The 15690-nt window shown below is 46.2% G+C and carries 16 protein-coding genes and 2 riboswitches; of the genes, 11 read left to right on the plus strand and 5 right to left on the minus strand.

Annotation, left to right across the window (positions count from 1 at the left end; translation table 11 throughout):
* Positions 1–614: 614 nt before the first annotated feature.
* The 3 genes from Pmgp_RS17285 to Pmgp_RS17295 all read left to right on the plus strand — a co-directional run bounded on the left by Pmgp_RS17285 (position 615) and on the right by Pmgp_RS17295 (position 3824).
* A complete protein-coding gene (locus Pmgp_RS17285; RefSeq protein WP_134215615.1) occupies positions 615–1904 on the plus strand; it encodes an HD-GYP domain-containing protein in 1290 nt (429 codons plus the stop codon).
* Between the two features lie 17 nt (positions 1905–1921).
* On the plus strand, positions 1922–2503 hold the full coding sequence (locus Pmgp_RS17290) for a DUF5317 domain-containing protein (protein ID WP_134215617.1): 582 nt from the start codon (positions 1922–1924) through the stop codon (positions 2501–2503).
* 85 nt (positions 2504–2588) lie between these two features.
* Positions 2589–2673, minus strand: a riboswitch (cyclic di-GMP riboswitch).
* Between the two features lie 173 nt (positions 2674–2846).
* Positions 2847–3824: a GTPase gene (locus Pmgp_RS17295; protein ID WP_134215619.1), complete on the plus strand. Its 978-nt coding sequence runs from the start codon at positions 2847–2849 to the stop codon at positions 3822–3824.
* 121 nt (positions 3825–3945) lie between these two features.
* Here Pmgp_RS17295 and Pmgp_RS17300 read toward each other — a convergent pair whose 3' ends face one another.
* The 4 genes from Pmgp_RS17300 to Pmgp_RS17315 form a co-directional block, all read right to left on the minus strand.
* Complete coding sequence (locus Pmgp_RS17300) at positions 3946–4515, minus strand: aminotriazole resistance protein (RefSeq protein ID WP_134215621.1); 570 nt, start codon at positions 4513–4515, stop codon at positions 3946–3948.
* A gap of 70 nt (positions 4516–4585) precedes the next feature.
* The gene (locus Pmgp_RS17305; protein WP_134215623.1) at positions 4586–5368 is read right to left on the minus strand and encodes a creatininase family protein; all 783 of its coding nucleotides are present in this window, start codon (positions 5366–5368) and stop codon (positions 4586–4588) included.
* A 2-nt stretch (positions 5369–5370) separates the two neighbouring features.
* The gene (locus tag Pmgp_RS17310) at positions 5371–6156 is read right to left on the minus strand and encodes an energy-coupling factor transporter transmembrane component T family protein (RefSeq protein WP_134215625.1); all 786 of its coding nucleotides are present in this window, start codon (positions 6154–6156) and stop codon (positions 5371–5373) included.
* A 21-nt stretch (positions 6157–6177) separates the two neighbouring features.
* Positions 6178–7905: an ABC transporter ATP-binding protein gene (locus Pmgp_RS17315; RefSeq protein ID WP_134215627.1), complete on the minus strand. Its 1728-nt coding sequence runs from the start codon at positions 7903–7905 to the stop codon at positions 6178–6180.
* 174 nt (positions 7906–8079) lie between these two features.
* Here Pmgp_RS17315 and Pmgp_RS17320 point away from each other — a divergent pair, with 174 nt between their 5' ends.
* The 8 genes from Pmgp_RS17320 (at position 8080) to Pmgp_RS17355 (ending at position 14035) form a co-directional block, all read left to right on the plus strand.
* Positions 8080–8637 (plus strand): phosphoribosyltransferase family protein, encoded by a 558-nt coding sequence (locus tag Pmgp_RS17320; protein WP_134215629.1) that lies wholly within the window; start codon positions 8080–8082, stop codon positions 8635–8637.
* 83 nt (positions 8638–8720) lie between these two features.
* Complete coding sequence (locus Pmgp_RS17325; RefSeq protein ID WP_134215631.1) at positions 8721–9116, plus strand: DUF350 domain-containing protein; 396 nt, start codon at positions 8721–8723, stop codon at positions 9114–9116.
* Between the two features lie 259 nt (positions 9117–9375).
* Positions 9376–10050: a PspA/IM30 family protein gene (locus Pmgp_RS17330; protein WP_134215633.1), complete on the plus strand. Its 675-nt coding sequence runs from the start codon at positions 9376–9378 to the stop codon at positions 10048–10050.
* A 4-nt stretch (positions 10051–10054) separates the two neighbouring features.
* Positions 10055–10768, plus strand: coding sequence for a hypothetical protein (locus tag Pmgp_RS17335; protein ID WP_134215635.1), 714 nt, complete (start codon positions 10055–10057; stop codon positions 10766–10768).
* 17 nt (positions 10769–10785) lie between these two features.
* A complete protein-coding gene (locus Pmgp_RS17340; RefSeq protein WP_134215637.1) occupies positions 10786–10971 on the plus strand; it encodes a hypothetical protein in 186 nt (61 codons plus the stop codon).
* A 219-nt stretch (positions 10972–11190) separates the two neighbouring features.
* The gene (locus tag Pmgp_RS17345) at positions 11191–11391 is read left to right on the plus strand and encodes a hypothetical protein (protein WP_134215639.1); all 201 of its coding nucleotides are present in this window, start codon (positions 11191–11193) and stop codon (positions 11389–11391) included.
* Positions 11392–11425: 34 nt separating this feature from the next.
* Entirely contained in the window at positions 11426–12439 is a 1014-nt protein-coding gene (locus Pmgp_RS17350) for a GGDEF domain-containing protein (RefSeq protein WP_134215641.1), read from the plus strand.
* A 366-nt stretch (positions 12440–12805) separates the two neighbouring features.
* Positions 12806–14035, plus strand: a complete 1230-nt coding sequence (locus Pmgp_RS17355; RefSeq protein WP_134215642.1) for a glycosyltransferase family 2 protein — start codon at positions 12806–12808, stop codon at positions 14033–14035.
* Positions 14036–14281: 246 nt separating this feature from the next.
* On the opposite strand, the gene Pmgp_RS17360 is transcribed toward Pmgp_RS17355, so the two are convergent.
* Positions 14282–15019 (minus strand): ABC transporter ATP-binding protein, encoded by a 738-nt coding sequence (locus tag Pmgp_RS17360; RefSeq protein ID WP_134215644.1) that lies wholly within the window; start codon positions 15017–15019, stop codon positions 14282–14284.
* A gap of 265 nt (positions 15020–15284) precedes the next feature.
* Positions 15285–15434, minus strand: a riboswitch (molybdenum cofactor riboswitch).
* Positions 15435–15690: the final 256 nt, after the last annotated feature.

Below are 15690 nucleotides of genomic sequence, written 5' to 3' on the forward strand. Positions count from 1 at the left end.
TTTACCCTCGAATACCTCTTTTAAAGAATGGCTATCATTGGCGGCGGCCCCTGGTTTCATATTGTCTTTTCATGGGTTTGCTTAGTTTCTTTCCATTTTTCAAAGATACTTGGACTTAAGAGCCTAAATCACCCCTTCTATCTATTACCAAATCATTATTATGAAAAATTATATAATAATTTAGCGAAATTTGGTATAAAAAATTTAAATTTTGTAAGAATCCTTTTAAATAGTTCTTTTAGCTTTTTTTTAAATTAGTTTAATAATATAAAACACTAAAAAAAGAAGCGTCTTTTCAAATAGCTGAAAGACGCTCTAATACTTTTTTCTTGTCCTAATTTCTATGACCGGCGCCTGAAGCAACTATTAAAGACAACAAGACAAACATAATCTGAAAGATTTTCCAGCGCATTCCTTTATCGCTCCTTTCATGTTTTTTCACTATTTTTCCAAAATCTTATTTTCATTATAATTTTATTTTAACTGCCTGTAAATTACTTTTTTTCAACATATTCTTACATTTTTTTGTTGTTAAAAAAATTGTCGTTAAATTGTTTTTTTAAAAGGAATTTTAAAAAAAATTTAGAAAAAATAGTCTTTAAAAGACAACTTAAATGGGGGCAGCTACAATTATTTCAATAAGTAAGAAAACTAATGAAGTTAATAGACCAGAATTGATTTATCGTATAATAATTGATATTTTGGGTTTATGCTTAATTATATATGTGGCACCAAAATTGAGCATGGAACTAATTTGGATTTACGTATTCTGGACTGTTTTTAGTACCGCCACTGAATTAAAACCAGTAACCATTTCATACGGAGACCAATTAACAGTTTCTTTTGCGGTGCATATCTCTTCATTGTTTCTTTTTGGACTGCCAACTGCAATTTTAATATCAACAATTTCTAATATAATTGTTGATGCTACTGGCAAACGCGGTTTAAATAAATTGTTATTTAATTTTAGTCAATATGCAATAAGTATCTATGCGGCATACATTGGATATCATTATTTGTTGCCTAATAATATAGAACATTTGAATTTAGTAAACCATATAAATTTAAGAGAATACTTTCCAGCAATGTTCCTCAGTTGCATTATATATGTCATAGTAAATTATACATTAGTTTCAACAGTTGTTTCGTTGCATAATAAGACAAAACTATTAAGGGAATTAACCAGAGATATAAAACTTGAGCTATTGCACTTTGCTTCTTTGGTACCTGTTAGCTTGCTCATTGTAATATTGTATATTACAGAACCATTATCAATTTTGATTGTTATTTTACCTTTGGCCATGGCGCATTATAGTTTTGAGAACTATATAGTTTTGAGAACTGAAACTAAAAAAACAATAGAAGCGCTGGCCGATATAATAGATAAAAGAGATTCGTATACCTCCGAACATTCCCTAAGAGTCGCCAACTATTGCAGAGAGATTGCTGAACAACTTAACCTTCAACCGAGTGTAGTTGAAACCCTGGATACGGCAGCCAGAGTACATGACCTTGGAAAGATATCGGTGCCGGATTCAATATTATTAAAAAGCGGTTGTTTAAACCCAACTGAAAGAGAAATAATACTGGGCCATTCGCAGGTGGGCTATGATATTCTTAATAACCTGCGTTTTTATAAGTCAGGAGCCCAGCTTGTCCGCTGCCACCACGAGACGTACGATGGGAATGGTTACCCCCAGGGTTTAAAAGCTCATAACATTCCTCTAGGGGCGAGAATATTAGCCGTGGCGGACGCGTTTGACGCTATGACTTCCGACCGCCCCTACCGTAAGGCGATGACACGGGAGGAAGCAATAAACGAATTAGACAGATGCTCGGGCACACAATTCGACCCGCATATAGTAAAAGCCTTTATTAGATATCTCACAGATGAAAATAATTAATGTTTTGGAGGTAACTCATGGCTTTTGTAATAGTTATTATGATAGTTGGCTTCGTCGCCTTAATTACCGGCGGGAGAATTCAAAATCTCAAAAACATTTCGTTCCGTCATTCCTGGCTTGTATTTGTTGCGGTTGCCATAAAAATTATTACTAATTCTAACCTGCGATTAGTCATTGGTATTCCAGATTCGCTTGGCCAGAAGCTTTATATAATCTCACTCTTTCTGGTAGCCGTTTTTGTTCTTTTAAATATGCATTTGCGTGGTTTGTTCTTAGTTGGTTTAGGCCTTATCAGTAATCTGACTGCTATTGTTTTTAATTCAGGATATATGCCAGTGAAGATTGAATATCTTAATCTTGTGTCTACACCTGAAGAGCTTGTGAAGATTAGTCAAGGCTTACCGCTGTACAATCATATAGCCGCAGGTCCAAGCACAAAATTTTTTTTTCTATCAGATATCTTCCTGATGCCCCACTGGATTCTGATTACCAGGGTATTCAGCATTGGGGATGTTATATTAACGATAGGTGGAGCAATATTTATTTGGACAAGTATAAAACCTAATATATCCGCCAGAAAAAGCGGGTTGAGTATTTAAGAAGAAAAATCAAAACCTGCCTGAAAGGCAGGTTACCAATTCACTTACTTTAAATGTACACTTAAAGTATACTCCTAAAATAACTTCTTGTAACCCGGCCACCATAGCACCCGCTTTTAGGTCCGTTGGCTTTGCGTCCCCACCTTTCGGTGAGTTTGCCCTTGTCAGATATATGTTGTTACAATATGTTAATATTTTTATTTGTTGCGGAACATCGGCCATTGGTCCTATTTTTTTATGACTTTGGTCCTTTTTTTGAAGGCATGTCATAATGACATAACTTTATTTTTTCCAGGAATTCATGTTAATGTAATAGAAGAATATTTTAAAGGGGGTAAAGATATTGCCGGCCAACCTGACACCCCAGTATTACGAGGCTGAAGAAGCCTTTAAGAAAGCTGTGACTGTTGAGGAAAAGATCGCGGCGCTGGAGGAGATGCTGGCGGTTATTCCCAAACATAAAGGCACTGAAAAGATCCAGGCGGACCTGAAAAAGCGGCTTTCCAAGCTCAGGCAGGAGGGGCAGAAAAAAGCTAAGACCAGCCGGGCCGATCCCTTCAGTATTGAAAGACAGGGGGCGGGGCAGGTGGCGCTGCTGGGATTCCCCAATTCAGGCAAGTCATCTCTTGTAGCCGCCATGACCAGGGCCAAACCCAAAGTTGCTGATTACCCCTTTACAACAACCGTGCCCCTGGCCGGTATGATGCCCTACCAGGACATTTTCATCCAGTTGGTGGACACCCCGCCGGTGACGGAGGAGATTATTCCGGCTGGTTTATCCGGTGTGCTACGCAATGCCGATGTACTGCTGCTGCTGGTTGACGCCGCCGCGGACGACTGCCTTGAACAGCTTTTATTTTCTCTGAACTACCTTAAAGAGAAAAAGATTGTACGCGAGGATACCGCGCCAGGTGTGCGGGGAATAGCCCCCGATAAAATGCTGGTGCTGGCCGCCAGAGCCGACCTGCCGCAGAGTCCGGACAACATACAAATAATGAAGGAACTGGGGCCTGAAGGAATAGAGTTTTTTCCGGTGTCCAATGTGACTGGCCTTGGCTTGGAGGACCTGCGGGAAAAAATCTTCCAGATGCTCGGGGTCATCCGGGTCTATACCAAAGTACCCGGCAAGGAACCTGACCTGAAAAGGCCTTTTATCCTCAAGCGCGGCAGCACCATTTTTGACCTGGCCGAGAATATCCACCGGGATCTGCCGCGGCTGATGAAAAACGCCAGGGTCTGGGGTTCGGCCCGTTACGACGGGCAGTCGGTTATGCGGGACTACGTGATCCAGGACCGGGATATAGTTGAGATAAGCCAGTAACCGCCAGTTCGATTTTTAGCGGCTAATTTCCATCATTTGCTGGCGTCTAATCAACACCATGGACGGCTTTAGCTGCAAACTAAAAGGAGCCGTTTCACAGGTACGGCTCCTTTAAAAGTTTTTAGCTCCAGTTCATCTTTACACCGGCTTTGGCCAGGCGCTGGGCCAGGAATTTCACCAGAATAGGCGTGCCGACAACCAGCGGTGCGATATCGCTGATCCCGATCCAGAAAACGCTCCACCAGAAGGGGAAAATTTTCAGGTAGGCCAGGCTGGCGCAAACCGCAAAGATCATAATCACACCCGCGATGAAGGACCAGATGGCCGAAGTCCAGATAATGGTGCTGTCGGCGGCCAGTTCTTCAAAGCTGCGCCCGCGCCCCACCATTACCGCGGGAAGCAGGCCGGTGAAGCCAACCATAATGCCGTCCACTATCAGGCTATGGGCCGGAATGAAAGAGCCTGCCAGCAGGGACCATACTACCGTGCCGATGTACCCGGAAAAGAAGCCCGAGCGGGGCCCGAAAAGGATGCCGATAACAGCCGGCAGAAAGGCGAAAATACGCAGGTGGATGACACCCGGCACCAGGCTGATCGGGTTCACAAAAGCCCAGAGCACACCGGTAAGGACACCCCAGATGACCCAATAGACAATGTTCGTGGTTGTCATGGACTTTGATCTGTCTGGCATTGCATATGCCTCCTTTTAAAAAAGAATAAGTTCAGTAAACGAAAATAATTCTTTAAGCATTTCTCCTCCTTTACCCTAAATTCTCCAGAGCCGCAATTTCCCTCGCTATTTCCACCAGCCTGCCGGCTGCGAAAGCCACAAACCGCCGGCCCTTTTCCGCTGAAGCTTTGGTTGGGTCACCGATTACCCCGGTTGGGGCCAGATCGGGGGTCAGCCAGCCCATTGTAACTGGCCCGAAAATGGTTACGTATTTGTTGCGGCGCAGCTGCTCAGGCGGAAAGCAGGGGGCCATCCGGTCTGTGTTAACCAGTTCCGGACGCAGGTGCATCATTATGGAAGTTTCCAGCTCACAGGCGTGAAAAACACCGTCCCGGGGGGATTCCTGAAGTTCTGCGAGAATGTCCGCCCAGAAGTTGGTGAACCACCAGTCAATTACAAATACCCGTACATTCAGCTGGTCCCGCAGGTCCCTGCAGAGAGAGGTCAGGATGTCCGTATTGCCTCCGTGCGCGTTAAAGATGGCAATTTTCCGGAAACCGTGACGGGCCAGGCTTTTACATATGTCATGTACAACTCCCAGCAGGGTTTCATAGGAAAAGCTGAGTGTTCCGGCGAAAGGCATGTGTTCGTTGCTTTTGCCGATGGGGATGGAGGGAGTGACCACAAGGGGCAGGTCATCCGGCAGGATTTTAATGAATTCCTCCAGGACACCGTTTAAGATATAGGTGTCAGTCCCGATTGGCAGGTGCGGCCCGTGTTGTTCATGGGCGGCTATGGGCAGCATGGCTATAGCCAGGTTCTTGTCTATACCGGCTACCTCTTCAGTAGTCATCTCCGCCAGCATTCTTTTCATTCTTAACGCCCCCAGTATAAGAAAATGTATGTGGATAGGGCCACATAACCAGCCATCAGCAAACAGAAAAACAGGTCGGCGGTCCTGATCCGGTATTCCCGGTAGGTGGAACGCGGGCTGCCGGCCTGAAACTGATAAACGTGCAGGGCGGTGGCCATATTGCGTCCGAGGGAGATGCACCGCAGTAAAAGGGGAAAAGCAATGGCAGCGTAGCTTTTGCTTCTCTTGACCAGCCCGCCCTGGTCAAGCTCCAGGCCGCGGCTGCGCTGAGCGTCTGCTACCGTACTGAACTCGGTAATCAGGATGGGTATAACCTGAAAAATCAGGCTGATCATAAAAGAGGCCACAAAAGGTATGCCGATTTGGGACAGTCCCCGGGTAAGCTCGCTGAAATTAGTGGTTAAAATGATCATATAAAAAACACTGATCATCGCAAAAATGTACAGGGTTGTGGTCAGTGCCTTGATTATATCGGTATTTTCCACGTGCAGAAAGCCGATTGAAAAAAGCACCACCCCATTGGGGTCAAGGTTAATTGCTCCGAATACAATCCAGGTAACCAGGGCTATTAACAGTAATATAAATGCCCGCCTGACGAAATTCAGCGCTTCTTTTAAAACATCCGCCGCTATCCAGAGCAGGAATATGCAGATTACCATCAGGCTCATTACCGGCAGGGTCCGGCAGATCAGCGCCGTTAAGGTAAAAATAATAAACCAGAGAAGTTTAATCCGGGGGTCCAATTGATGGAAAAAAGAATTCCGGGGGACATAACCCACCACCTGCATATTGCAAACCTCCTTGAATACTTATCCCTGCACATAATTCGATAAATCCATTAGAGATATAAGTTCCTTTAAATTTAAAACCCCGTTACAGCCGCATTCCAGGCCGAGCCTGACCACCTGCGGCAGCGGGATGCCTATTTCTTCAAAAAGCTCCTGCATGGCAAAGACCTCCCTCAGGGGACCAAAAGCCCTGACCCTGCTCTGGTTCATGACCAGGACATCGTCGGCTACCTCCGCCACCAGGGAAAGGTCATGGGAGATCAGGATCACTGTCCTCCCGTCCGCCCTTAACTTGTGAATTAAACTAACCAGTTCTGACTTTCTTTTTCTGTCGAACCCCAGGGTCGGCTCGTCCAGGATCAGTACCTCGGGGTCCACCGCCAGAGCGGAGACAATGGCAAGTGACTGTTTTTGGCCGGCGGCCAGGTTAAAGGGCGCTTCCTCAGCTGCCTCTCTAAGGCTGAACTGTTCGAGTAAATCAAGCACGCGTGCCCGGTTTTCTTCGCTGACGCTGCCAAATACAGCCTGGATGCCAAACAAGGCTTCTTTTTCCACCGTTTCCTCGAAAAGCATCTGCTCAGGGTTTTGGAACACCATGCCGACCCTGCGGGCCATCTGGGCTATGCTGGTACTGGCCGGGGACAGCCCGGCCACTTCAAGAGTCCCGCGGGTAGGCTTCAGCAGCCCGTTGAAGTGCTTGACCAGGGTGCTTTTCCCCGAACCGTTTTGTCCGACAACGGCGGTAACCCGGCCGGGGTAAAATGCCGCGTTTACCTCACTCACCGCTGCAGTACGTCCGTAAAAGTGGTATAGGTTGGAGACAGTCACGCTGGCTGGGCCTGCAGCCGGTTGTTGATTTTTGGCTGAATCCCCGTTGCCGGGGTTTATTTTCTGTCTCCCGCCAGGTTTTAACAGCCCTTTTTTATTTAGAAAATCTCTGGTGTCCTGATAGCTGATGAAAATAGGCAGTTCACCCATAGTGGAGCGCAGCAGGTAGTACAGTTCGGTAACTTGGGGCGGCGTTACTCCAGATCTTTCTATAACCTCACTGTTGCCCAGGAAAGCGGCAGTAGGCCCGTCAAATATGACTGACCCTTTTTCCATCACTACTACCCTGTCCAACAGGGGGGCAATCCATTCCAGGTTATGGTCGATAACCAGCACAGTCCGGCCCAGCTCTTTCAGTCGCCGCACTGTTTGCTGTACCAGCATGCGCCCGCCCGGATCAAGTGACGACACGGGCTCGTCTAATATCAACACCTTGGGGTCGAGAGCCAGGACCGAGGCGATGCAGGCGACCTGCTTCTGGCCTCCTGATAATTCACCGGTAAACCTGGTACGCAGGTGCTCGATGTTCAGCTCTTCAATAACCCGGTTTACCCGCTGCACCATTTCCTGCCGGCCCAGCCTGATATTCTCCAGCCCGAAAGCTATAGTATCTTCCACGCTGAAGCCAAAAAGCTGGGCATCAGGGTTTTGCATCACAATGCCGACACTGCCTGAAAAGTCACCGTCCTGCGCCAGGGAATTACGGCCTTCAATGAACAGGCTGCCCTGAATTTCCCCGTACTTGTAATAATGAGGGATAATCCCGCTGAGAATGTAGGCGGTAGTGGACTTGCCGCAGCCGCTGCTGCCGACAAGTCCGATTATCTCACCGTTTTCCACAGTCAGGTCCACGTTGTAAACGGCCCATTCCCCGTCCTGTTTGTACCTGTAGTTAAGTCCTTTGGCTTGGATGATTGACATAAAAAAAATACCTCTTAGGAAATGCTTTTATTAATATATCCTGATATGTGATTTTCTAACTCAAACGACAAAATCCTCTTCAATTAGACGGTGAAGATAAAAATAAAAAATGAGTTTGCAGGAGTGAGCGATTTGATCCCGAAAAAAGAAATAGTGCTGCGGGGGTGATATTTATTGCTTTATAAAGGGCAGTCTGAGTATGAACTGGAAGTGGCTGGACTGAAAAGGCGTCTCCCGGTGGTTAAAGTTGGCGAAAACCTGTGGATTGCATCTTTTGTCATGCTGGGGGACGTACAGCTGAACAATATTTGCGGGGCGGCCCTGGCGGCTGAAATTATGAATTTTGACTGCGACATCCTGGTCGGGCCGGAAGCCAAAGTACTGCCGCTGTTGCAGGTAATGGCCACATTTCTGGGGCACCTGACCTATGTGGTCTGCCGTAAGAGTGTCAAGGCCTACATGGAAAACCCTCTGATTGTGTCAACCCGTTCCATTACCACCACCAGTGCGCAGGAACTGGTGCTGGACGGCCTTGATGTTGAAAAAGTATGCGGCAGGCGGGTCGCTATTGTTGACGATGTTGTATCTACGGGGGGCTCGATTAACGCCGTGGAAGAACTGATCCTGCAGGCCGGGGGTAAAGTGGTGTGCAGGGCGGCAGTATTAAAAGAAGGGGAGAAGTATAATAAGGATTTGATTTATTTGGGCAGGCTACCGGTATTTACACGTTAAAAAAGACAAAAAAAATAAGGATTTGGGCCTGAACAGCCGAATATTTTATTAAACAAGTCACGACTGGGGGTGAAAAAAAGCAGATGTGGCTGATGATTGAGTCAACTCTAACCTGTTTTATAATCTCTTCTTTGATCATTCTCCTTACAATTTTTGTTTTTGTCAAACTAACCAGGTATAACGACTGGGAAGAAATCACCAAGGGCAACACCGCGGCGGCCATGGCCCTGGGCGGGAAAGTCTTCGGCGTGGGCAATATCATGCGCTTCGCCATACTTTCTAACGATAACGCCGCCCAGACCGTTATTTGGGGTTTGTTGGGCATGGCGCTGCTCATCCTGGTATACCTGGCTTTTGAATGGCTGACACCACGCCTTAATGTAAATGATGAAATCGCCTCGGGAAATAACGCGGTGGGGCTGCTGGCCATGGTTTTCTCCATTACTTTCAGCTTTATCATCGGCGCCAGCATTTCTTAGGTTGAAAACAATGACTTCATTATAAAATTACCATGGTTTTGAGAAAGGATATCACAGTTTTTTTGAAACAGCGAGATTGAGTGAGAAAACAGGAGATCTTTTATGACCCAGTACCGCGCGCCGCGGTGGTCAGCCGGCCGGCGCCGCCGCAGTCTGCGATTAGCCTGTGTGTGCTTTGTAATTTACCTCAAAAATCAATAAGATAAGGAATTGAAGCACCCGGGGCTTCAGTAAAAATTCAAAAAGGGGAGTATGTGAGATGGGACTGTTTCAGAGGTTGAAGGACTTGTTGGAAGCGAACATTTCCGACCTGATTTCCAGAGCGGAAGACCCTGAAAAATTGTTGAACCTTTACATTGAGCGGGCAACCGAGGAGCTAAAGAAGTTTAACCTGCAAGTCAACCGGGCTGTCGCGGACCAGCTTACTCTGCGCCAGAGAATTGAAGCCAGCCAGAAAGAAATCGAGTCCTGGACCACCCAGGCCAAAGTAGCGGTAACCCAGAACAGGGACGACCTGGCCAGAATCGCCCTGGAGCGCAGGAAAACCGCTGAAAACAACCTGGTTGACTACCAGAGCCAGCTGGCCGACCAGGAGAAAGCAGTGGAAGAACTGCGCGCCAACTACAGAGTACTGGAAGAGAAGTTGAACAAGGCCAGGTCCGAGAGGGATCAGCTGGTAATCAGGCAGCGCAGGGCTGAGGCCATGAAACAAGCCAACGAAGCAATCCAGGAAGTGGCTGGAGCTACAGCATTTTCTGACTTTGACCGGATGAAGGATAAAGTGTCCAGGATGGAGGCGGAAGCTCAGGCCTCACGGGTTTCTGTCGAGAGTTCAGTGGAAGACGAGTTTGCCAAACTGAAAAAATCTGCCGACGCCTTAGCAGTAGAAGACGAACTTGCCAGACTCAAGGCGGAAATGGGCAAAGGGGAATAAGCAGATGGGCCGCTTCAAGAAAGCTCTGGCCCTGCTGATATGTCTGGCGGTGGCGCTGGCCCTGACGGCGGGCCCGGCTTTTGCCAAGGGTGTCAGCGGCGGCGGTCGCAGCAGCTTTTCATCGGGCAGTAAGGGTGTGTCATCATCAAGCAAGAGCTATTCATCCGGATCGTCCGGTTATTCAAGCAAACCATCAAGTGGCGGCGGGGCGGCCAGCTCCGCCCCGTCCACTTCCAGTTCCGGCACTAAATCATCAGGCGCCGCCGGGGACAGTGACTCTTCCAGCGGCAGTTCTTACGGCAAGGGATATTCAACCGGCACTCAGGACTTTTCCACCCCTCGCCAGGGTACTCCCCCGTCCACAACACAGGACTATTCCACCGGCAAGTCCGGCTATTCGACCGGAACTGGTTCGTATACAACGGGGACACAGTCGTACAAGGGCGCCTGGGACCGCTCCGCCTCACCGGGAAGTGACCTCTTTCCCCAGAAGCAGCAGGTAGGGATATTCGGCAACGCACCCTATGAGCCTTATTATTATCATAACAGGTACTGGGCCTCGCCGTGGTGGACGCATATGTTTTTCACGCCTAGCTACTATTACACACCCTGGGGCTACCATTATTACGCGCCAAGGCTGCTGACCTGGATTATCGTGCTGGCATTGCTCGGCGGCGGCGGCTTCCTGCTTTACAGGTACATGAGAAGAAAGGTTTAAGATTTGGAGGGATGCAAGTGGAGTGGCTGGACGGCAAAAGAGTTTTTATCCGCCGGGACCGGGAAGAAGAAGGTTTCGACGGTGTGGTCACACAGGTGAAAGGCAAGTGGATTTATGTGGCGGTTTCCGACCCTGATCCGGTTGGCTTTGACGGGATCTGGGTCAACACCGAGCTGCAGAGGGAAATAGCGGTATTAAAATAAACCCCTAAGGCGCCAGGGCTTAAGAAAAGCCAGGCGCTTTTTCCTTTTAAAAAATGGTTATAACGTTAGCTCTCTGAAAAGAAAAACAATCTGACAGGATTTACAGGATTTTAAAAGATTAACAGGATATCAAAAACATTGAGATTTATAATTCCCACTTAAAAGTTTTAAAAGACGACTTTTTTATGAGGTAAGAAATAAAAATAAAAAGTTTTTATATTGGAAAAAGCATTAGCCCAAGCCTTAAGTTCTTCGGGAAAAGAGATTGAAATCGAACCTACATTTAAAATTATCATTCTCTACAAACTGGGCCGCCCGAAAAATATACCGGGCGGCCCGTTTAGTTTTTTAAGAAATAAAATTATTTTCGGTAAAAGAATTACGAAATTAGCCGATATAAAAATGATAGAATTACTATAATTAATAAATAAAAGCCAGATAACGGGGGCTGCCAATGCAGGCAAAGAAAAGAAATTGGGCCATAAACTATGAAAAATTTGTGCCCGCCCTAAGGATCCTGACAACTCTGTTCATCATGGCCGTTTTCTATAACAGGTTCAGAGTAGACATATACATAGCTTTTGCTATTTATTTATTGTATGCTGCCGCAAAGCTGTCTTTAGGCGGGATTTTTAAAAATTTTTTCACAAAAAACAAAACCCTGGATATTTTTTTTGATATGTTGTTTATATCCAGCCTGATTATACTTACCGGGGGTAGCTCAAGCTATTTATGGCCGTTATACCTGGCCCCGGTAATATCCTTTACTTTCACAGGAGGCGGGCGGTCCGGTATTTTAGTCGCCGCTGCCGGCACAGTTTTTTTTCTTATGGCGGTCTATTATAGTGAACTTTCTTTGAAGAAAGTCCCCGCTGACTTTTTGTTGGCAATCATTCTGGTTGCATCTTTAACATATTTATTGTTTTACAGGTATAAAAAAGCTGTTTTGAAGATGGCTGCGACAGACAGCCTCACCAGAACGTTTAATCTTGGTTACTTTCAGGAATGCCTGGACCGAGCGGTTGAAAATTACGAAACAACCAAAGAGCCGGTTTCTCTTTTGTTTATCGATGTGGATGATTTTAAAGCTGTTAATGACACATACGGGCATTTGCGGGGAGATGAGGTGCTAAGGGCCATCGGCGAAGCGATCCTCCTGGCGGTAAGAAAGCAGGATCTGGTTTTCCGTTACGGTGGTGACGAGTTTGCGGTAATCCTGCAAAACGCCGCGAAAGAGGATGCCCTTCATGTGGCGGAACGCATTTTCAGCAATGTTAAACGCTCGGTGGAAGGTTTGACCACCTTTATGAAAGTAACCGTATCGGTGGGTATAGCTGTTTTGGACCAGGAGTTCACAGATAAAAAGATGTTTTTAGAGGCAGCTGACAAATCCCTGTACGAGGCGAAGAGATTGGGCAAAAACCGGTTTGCCATACACTCTCAGACAGTAATGGACAGGACAAAATAGCTGCAAAAGTATAGATTAAGACCGGAAACCTGCCCAAGAGGGCTGGCCTTTTTTTTTAAGGTATCCTCAAAGGAATGTTATTGTCATAAAATAACTGGTATGGTGCATATTGTCTTTATGGGATAAAAATTTGTGCCGGCTTGATTTCCAGGAGAGGAAAAGAATAAAAACGGCAAACCGTGGTTAGCCTAGACAACATCAGGGGTGGCAAGCTTAAACCACCCCTGATGTTCTGCCGTGAACAATTTTTACCAATATTTATAGGTAGTAATTATAAATAAAAAAGAAGGATTTTTAATTATTTAGCAGAACCTTCTTCTGATGTATTAATTTAAGAGACACTTTTCTGTTATGAAGGAGATGGCCATGGAGGCAATTTTTTACGGTACCCAGTTTCTTGTAACTATTTTCTATTTCTACTTTTTTGTGATTTCTTTGTTTGGCTTCTACCGAAAGTATATAGACTACTCCCTGCCGCCAGGTTCGCGTTTTGCTGTGGTTGTGGCGGCTCATAATGAGGAGAGGGTAATAGGCGAGTTAATCAGGAACCTCAATGACCTGGATTACCCCAAGGAACTTTATGACGTTTATGTGGTGGCTGATAACTGTACGGACCACACAGCCCGAATAGCGGCGGATAACGGAGCAAATGTCATCGAACGTTTTAATAAGGTTGATGTGGGCAAAGGATACGCTCTGGAATATGCTTTTAAAGAAATTTTTGATAAAGGCATTCCCTACGACGCGGTTGTGGTTTTTGACGCGGATAACCTGGTGGCGGCGGATTTCCTTTCTATTATGAACAACCACCTCTTAAGGGGAGAAAAGATTATCCAGGGCTACCTCGACACTAAGAACGCGGGTGACACCTGGATTACCAAATCGATCTACATAAGCTACATCCTGACCAACAGGTTCTGGCAGCTGTCCAAGTATAATTTGGGCCTTACGTGTGCCCTGGGCGGTACGGGCATGTGTCTTTCCACAGAAGTGCTCAAAAAGTACGGCTGGGGTATGACTTCACTGACTGAAGACCTGGAGTTTCAAACTAAGGCGCTGATGAACAACATTAAAGTGACCTGGGCTCATGACGCCAAGGTCTATGACGAAAAGCCTCTGAGTTTGATGCAGTCCTGGCGCCAGCGCAAACGCTGGATGCAGGGACATACCAATGTTGCCGGGCGCTATGTGGGCAAACTGATTCACGAAGGGATCCGTACGAAGAATTTCGCGATGATTGACGGGGCCTTATACCTGATCCAGCCGTTTATTCTGATGCTGACTGGTATAGGCTTTATCGGCAATATCTTTATGTTTGATCAGGTATATGACAAGCCTGGGTGGGCGATTGTCGGCTTTTTCTCCCAGTTCTTTTATTTTGGGATAGGCCTGCTTCTGGAAAAAGTAAAGGTAAAAGCATACTGGTGGCTTTTCTTCTACCCAATTTTCGCTCTTACCTGGATTCCGGTAGCCTATATCGGATTTGCCATGCGTAAAAACAAGGTCTGGTCGCACACTCTGCATATACGCAACATCAAGCACGAAAACCTGCACCTCTACATACCAAGTAAAGTGGACAGCAGGCGTACAAGCTAACAGCGGTTTATCAAGGTTTGTGGCATTTTGTTTATTAACCCCCATCTGCCGGGGGTTTTTATTTTATGATTATTCTTTTTACTCAGTAACAACTTAAGATAGTCTTGTAAGTCTTCTGTCAACAAACAAATTGACAGGATTTACAAGATTATAAAGATTTACATGATTTTATAAAAAAATGAAGACCTATAATGATTATTCCTTTAATATTGAAACCTTTTTACTGCAGTTGTTAAGGCGGCTGCCTCAGGCCGGTTTATAGTTGGCCGCGTCTACAAGGGCGGCCACTGTTTTGCTGGCCGGTTTAACCCGGATTTCCTCCAGTGTGCCGCTTTGAGCTATCCTGCCTCCGTGCAGGACTGTCACCCTCCCGGCTATAAGCGGTATTTCACTGGGGTCATGAGTGACCACCACAGTGGCAATTCCGGTGGCCTTGAGTATTTCACTCAATTCTGTAATCAAAGTTCTCTTAGTTGGATAGTCCAGGGCGGAAAAAGGCTCGTCCAGGAACAATACTTCCGGGTTTACGGCAAAGGCTCTGGCCAGGCTTACCCGCTGGGACTCCCCCCCGGAAAGAAAACGCGCCTGCCGGAAGGCTAAAGACTCAATGCCCAGCCGGGTCAGCCATTCTTTTACCCGCTGGTCAATATCCGCTGATTTGCAGCCTCTAAGCAAAAGGCCGGAGGCTACATTATTATAAACGCTGGTGTCCAGGAGAAGAGGTTCCTGGAACACAACCGCCATCTTTCTGCGCAGGCTGAGTTCTTTTTTGGGTGTTACTTCCTCACCCTGGATGAATATTCTCCCCGTATCGGGTTTAAGTAAAAGGGCCAGCGCCTGCACCAGTGTGCTTTTCCCAGAACCGTTAACACCAATCAGAGCCATTACCTCACCGGCTTTCAGCCGGAACTCAGCAATGTCTAAGACTAAATTTTTACCCCGGTAAATTTTTAGATCGCTGGCTACTACAGCAAAAGCATTCATGTCAAACCCCCATTTTAGTTGTGGGATGTGAGAAGTGGGACGTGGGTATATCCTGCATTCCATCCGGGTCAATTCGGTAAATCATTTTGAAAATGGTTTTGGTTTTTAAATTGTAGGTTCGGATTCATCCGAACACTCCAGTGGGGACATTCCTTGGCAATAAAATAATACCCCAAATAGAGGTGTGTCCCCTGACCTTAGCCGAATAAATTCGCACCTACATTGTTTTGGCAAAAAAAACAGCCTTTACGGGCTGTCGGGTAACAATTATCCCATAAGCCCTCTTTTCCACAATGGGAGGCGCGCCGGTTTCCCGGGGCACCCTGCCGGCCTGTCGGCCACCGTGAAGCTCTTGGGAGCGAATTTTTCGCGCCCGGGCTTGGTCAGGCTGATAGGCTCAGAGAGACAAGATAAGACAATATTCAATAAAAACAGCCATTATCCTTTATTCTCTATATAAGCTCCAAGCATAAAAAATTTCCCCCTCCCGGTAAATAATATTGACCGTTATTGAGTATATCGACTATTTTATTTATTGAGAAAATTAGCGTGAAAACAATTCAATTACACAACTGAAGGAGTAAGCCTAAAAAAGGACATACTTATCCCTTGGTTTAAAAAATTGATTTTTTAAGCAGATTGTAATGATATTGCTAAAATGTCCGAGGCTT

This window comes from Pelotomaculum propionicicum (assembly GCF_004369225.1).
GTDB classification, from domain to species: Bacteria; Bacillota; Desulfotomaculia; order Desulfotomaculales; family Pelotomaculaceae; genus Pelotomaculum_B; species Pelotomaculum_B propionicicum.

What these genes read in the sequence shown, in the direction of transcription:
- Pmgp_RS17285 (WP_134215615.1), top strand. Translation starts at nt 615, where the DNA reads ATGGGGGCAGCTACAATTATTTCAATAAGTAAGAAAACTAATGAAGTT.
- Pmgp_RS17290 (WP_134215617.1), top strand. Translation starts at nt 1,922, where the DNA reads ATGGCTTTTGTAATAGTTATTATGATAGTTGGCTTCGTCGCCTTAATT.
- Pmgp_RS17300 (WP_134215621.1), bottom strand. Translation starts at nt 4,515, where the DNA reads ATGCCAGACAGATCAAAGTCCATGACAACCACGAACATTGTCTATTGG.
- Pmgp_RS17305 (WP_134215623.1), bottom strand. Translation starts at nt 5,368, where the DNA reads ATGAAAAGAATGCTGGCGGAGATGACTACTGAAGAGGTAGCCGGTATA.
- Pmgp_RS17310 (WP_134215625.1), bottom strand. Translation starts at nt 6,156, where the DNA reads ATGCAGGTGGTGGGTTATGTCCCCCGGAATTCTTTTTTCCATCAATTG.
- Pmgp_RS17315 (WP_134215627.1), bottom strand. Translation starts at nt 7,905, where the DNA reads ATGTCAATCATCCAAGCCAAAGGACTTAACTACAGGTACAAACAGGAC.
- Pmgp_RS17325 (WP_134215631.1), top strand. Translation starts at nt 8,721, where the DNA reads ATGTGGCTGATGATTGAGTCAACTCTAACCTGTTTTATAATCTCTTCT.
- Pmgp_RS17330 (WP_134215633.1), top strand. Translation starts at nt 9,376, where the DNA reads ATGGGACTGTTTCAGAGGTTGAAGGACTTGTTGGAAGCGAACATTTCC.
- Pmgp_RS17335 (WP_134215635.1), top strand. Translation starts at nt 10,055, where the DNA reads ATGGGCCGCTTCAAGAAAGCTCTGGCCCTGCTGATATGTCTGGCGGTG.
- Pmgp_RS17350 (WP_134215641.1), top strand. Translation starts at nt 11,426, where the DNA reads ATGCAGGCAAAGAAAAGAAATTGGGCCATAAACTATGAAAAATTTGTG.
- Pmgp_RS17355 (WP_134215642.1), top strand. Translation starts at nt 12,806, where the DNA reads ATGGAGGCAATTTTTTACGGTACCCAGTTTCTTGTAACTATTTTCTAT.
- Pmgp_RS17360 (WP_134215644.1), bottom strand. Translation starts at nt 15,019, where the DNA reads ATGAATGCTTTTGCTGTAGTAGCCAGCGATCTAAAAATTTACCGGGGT.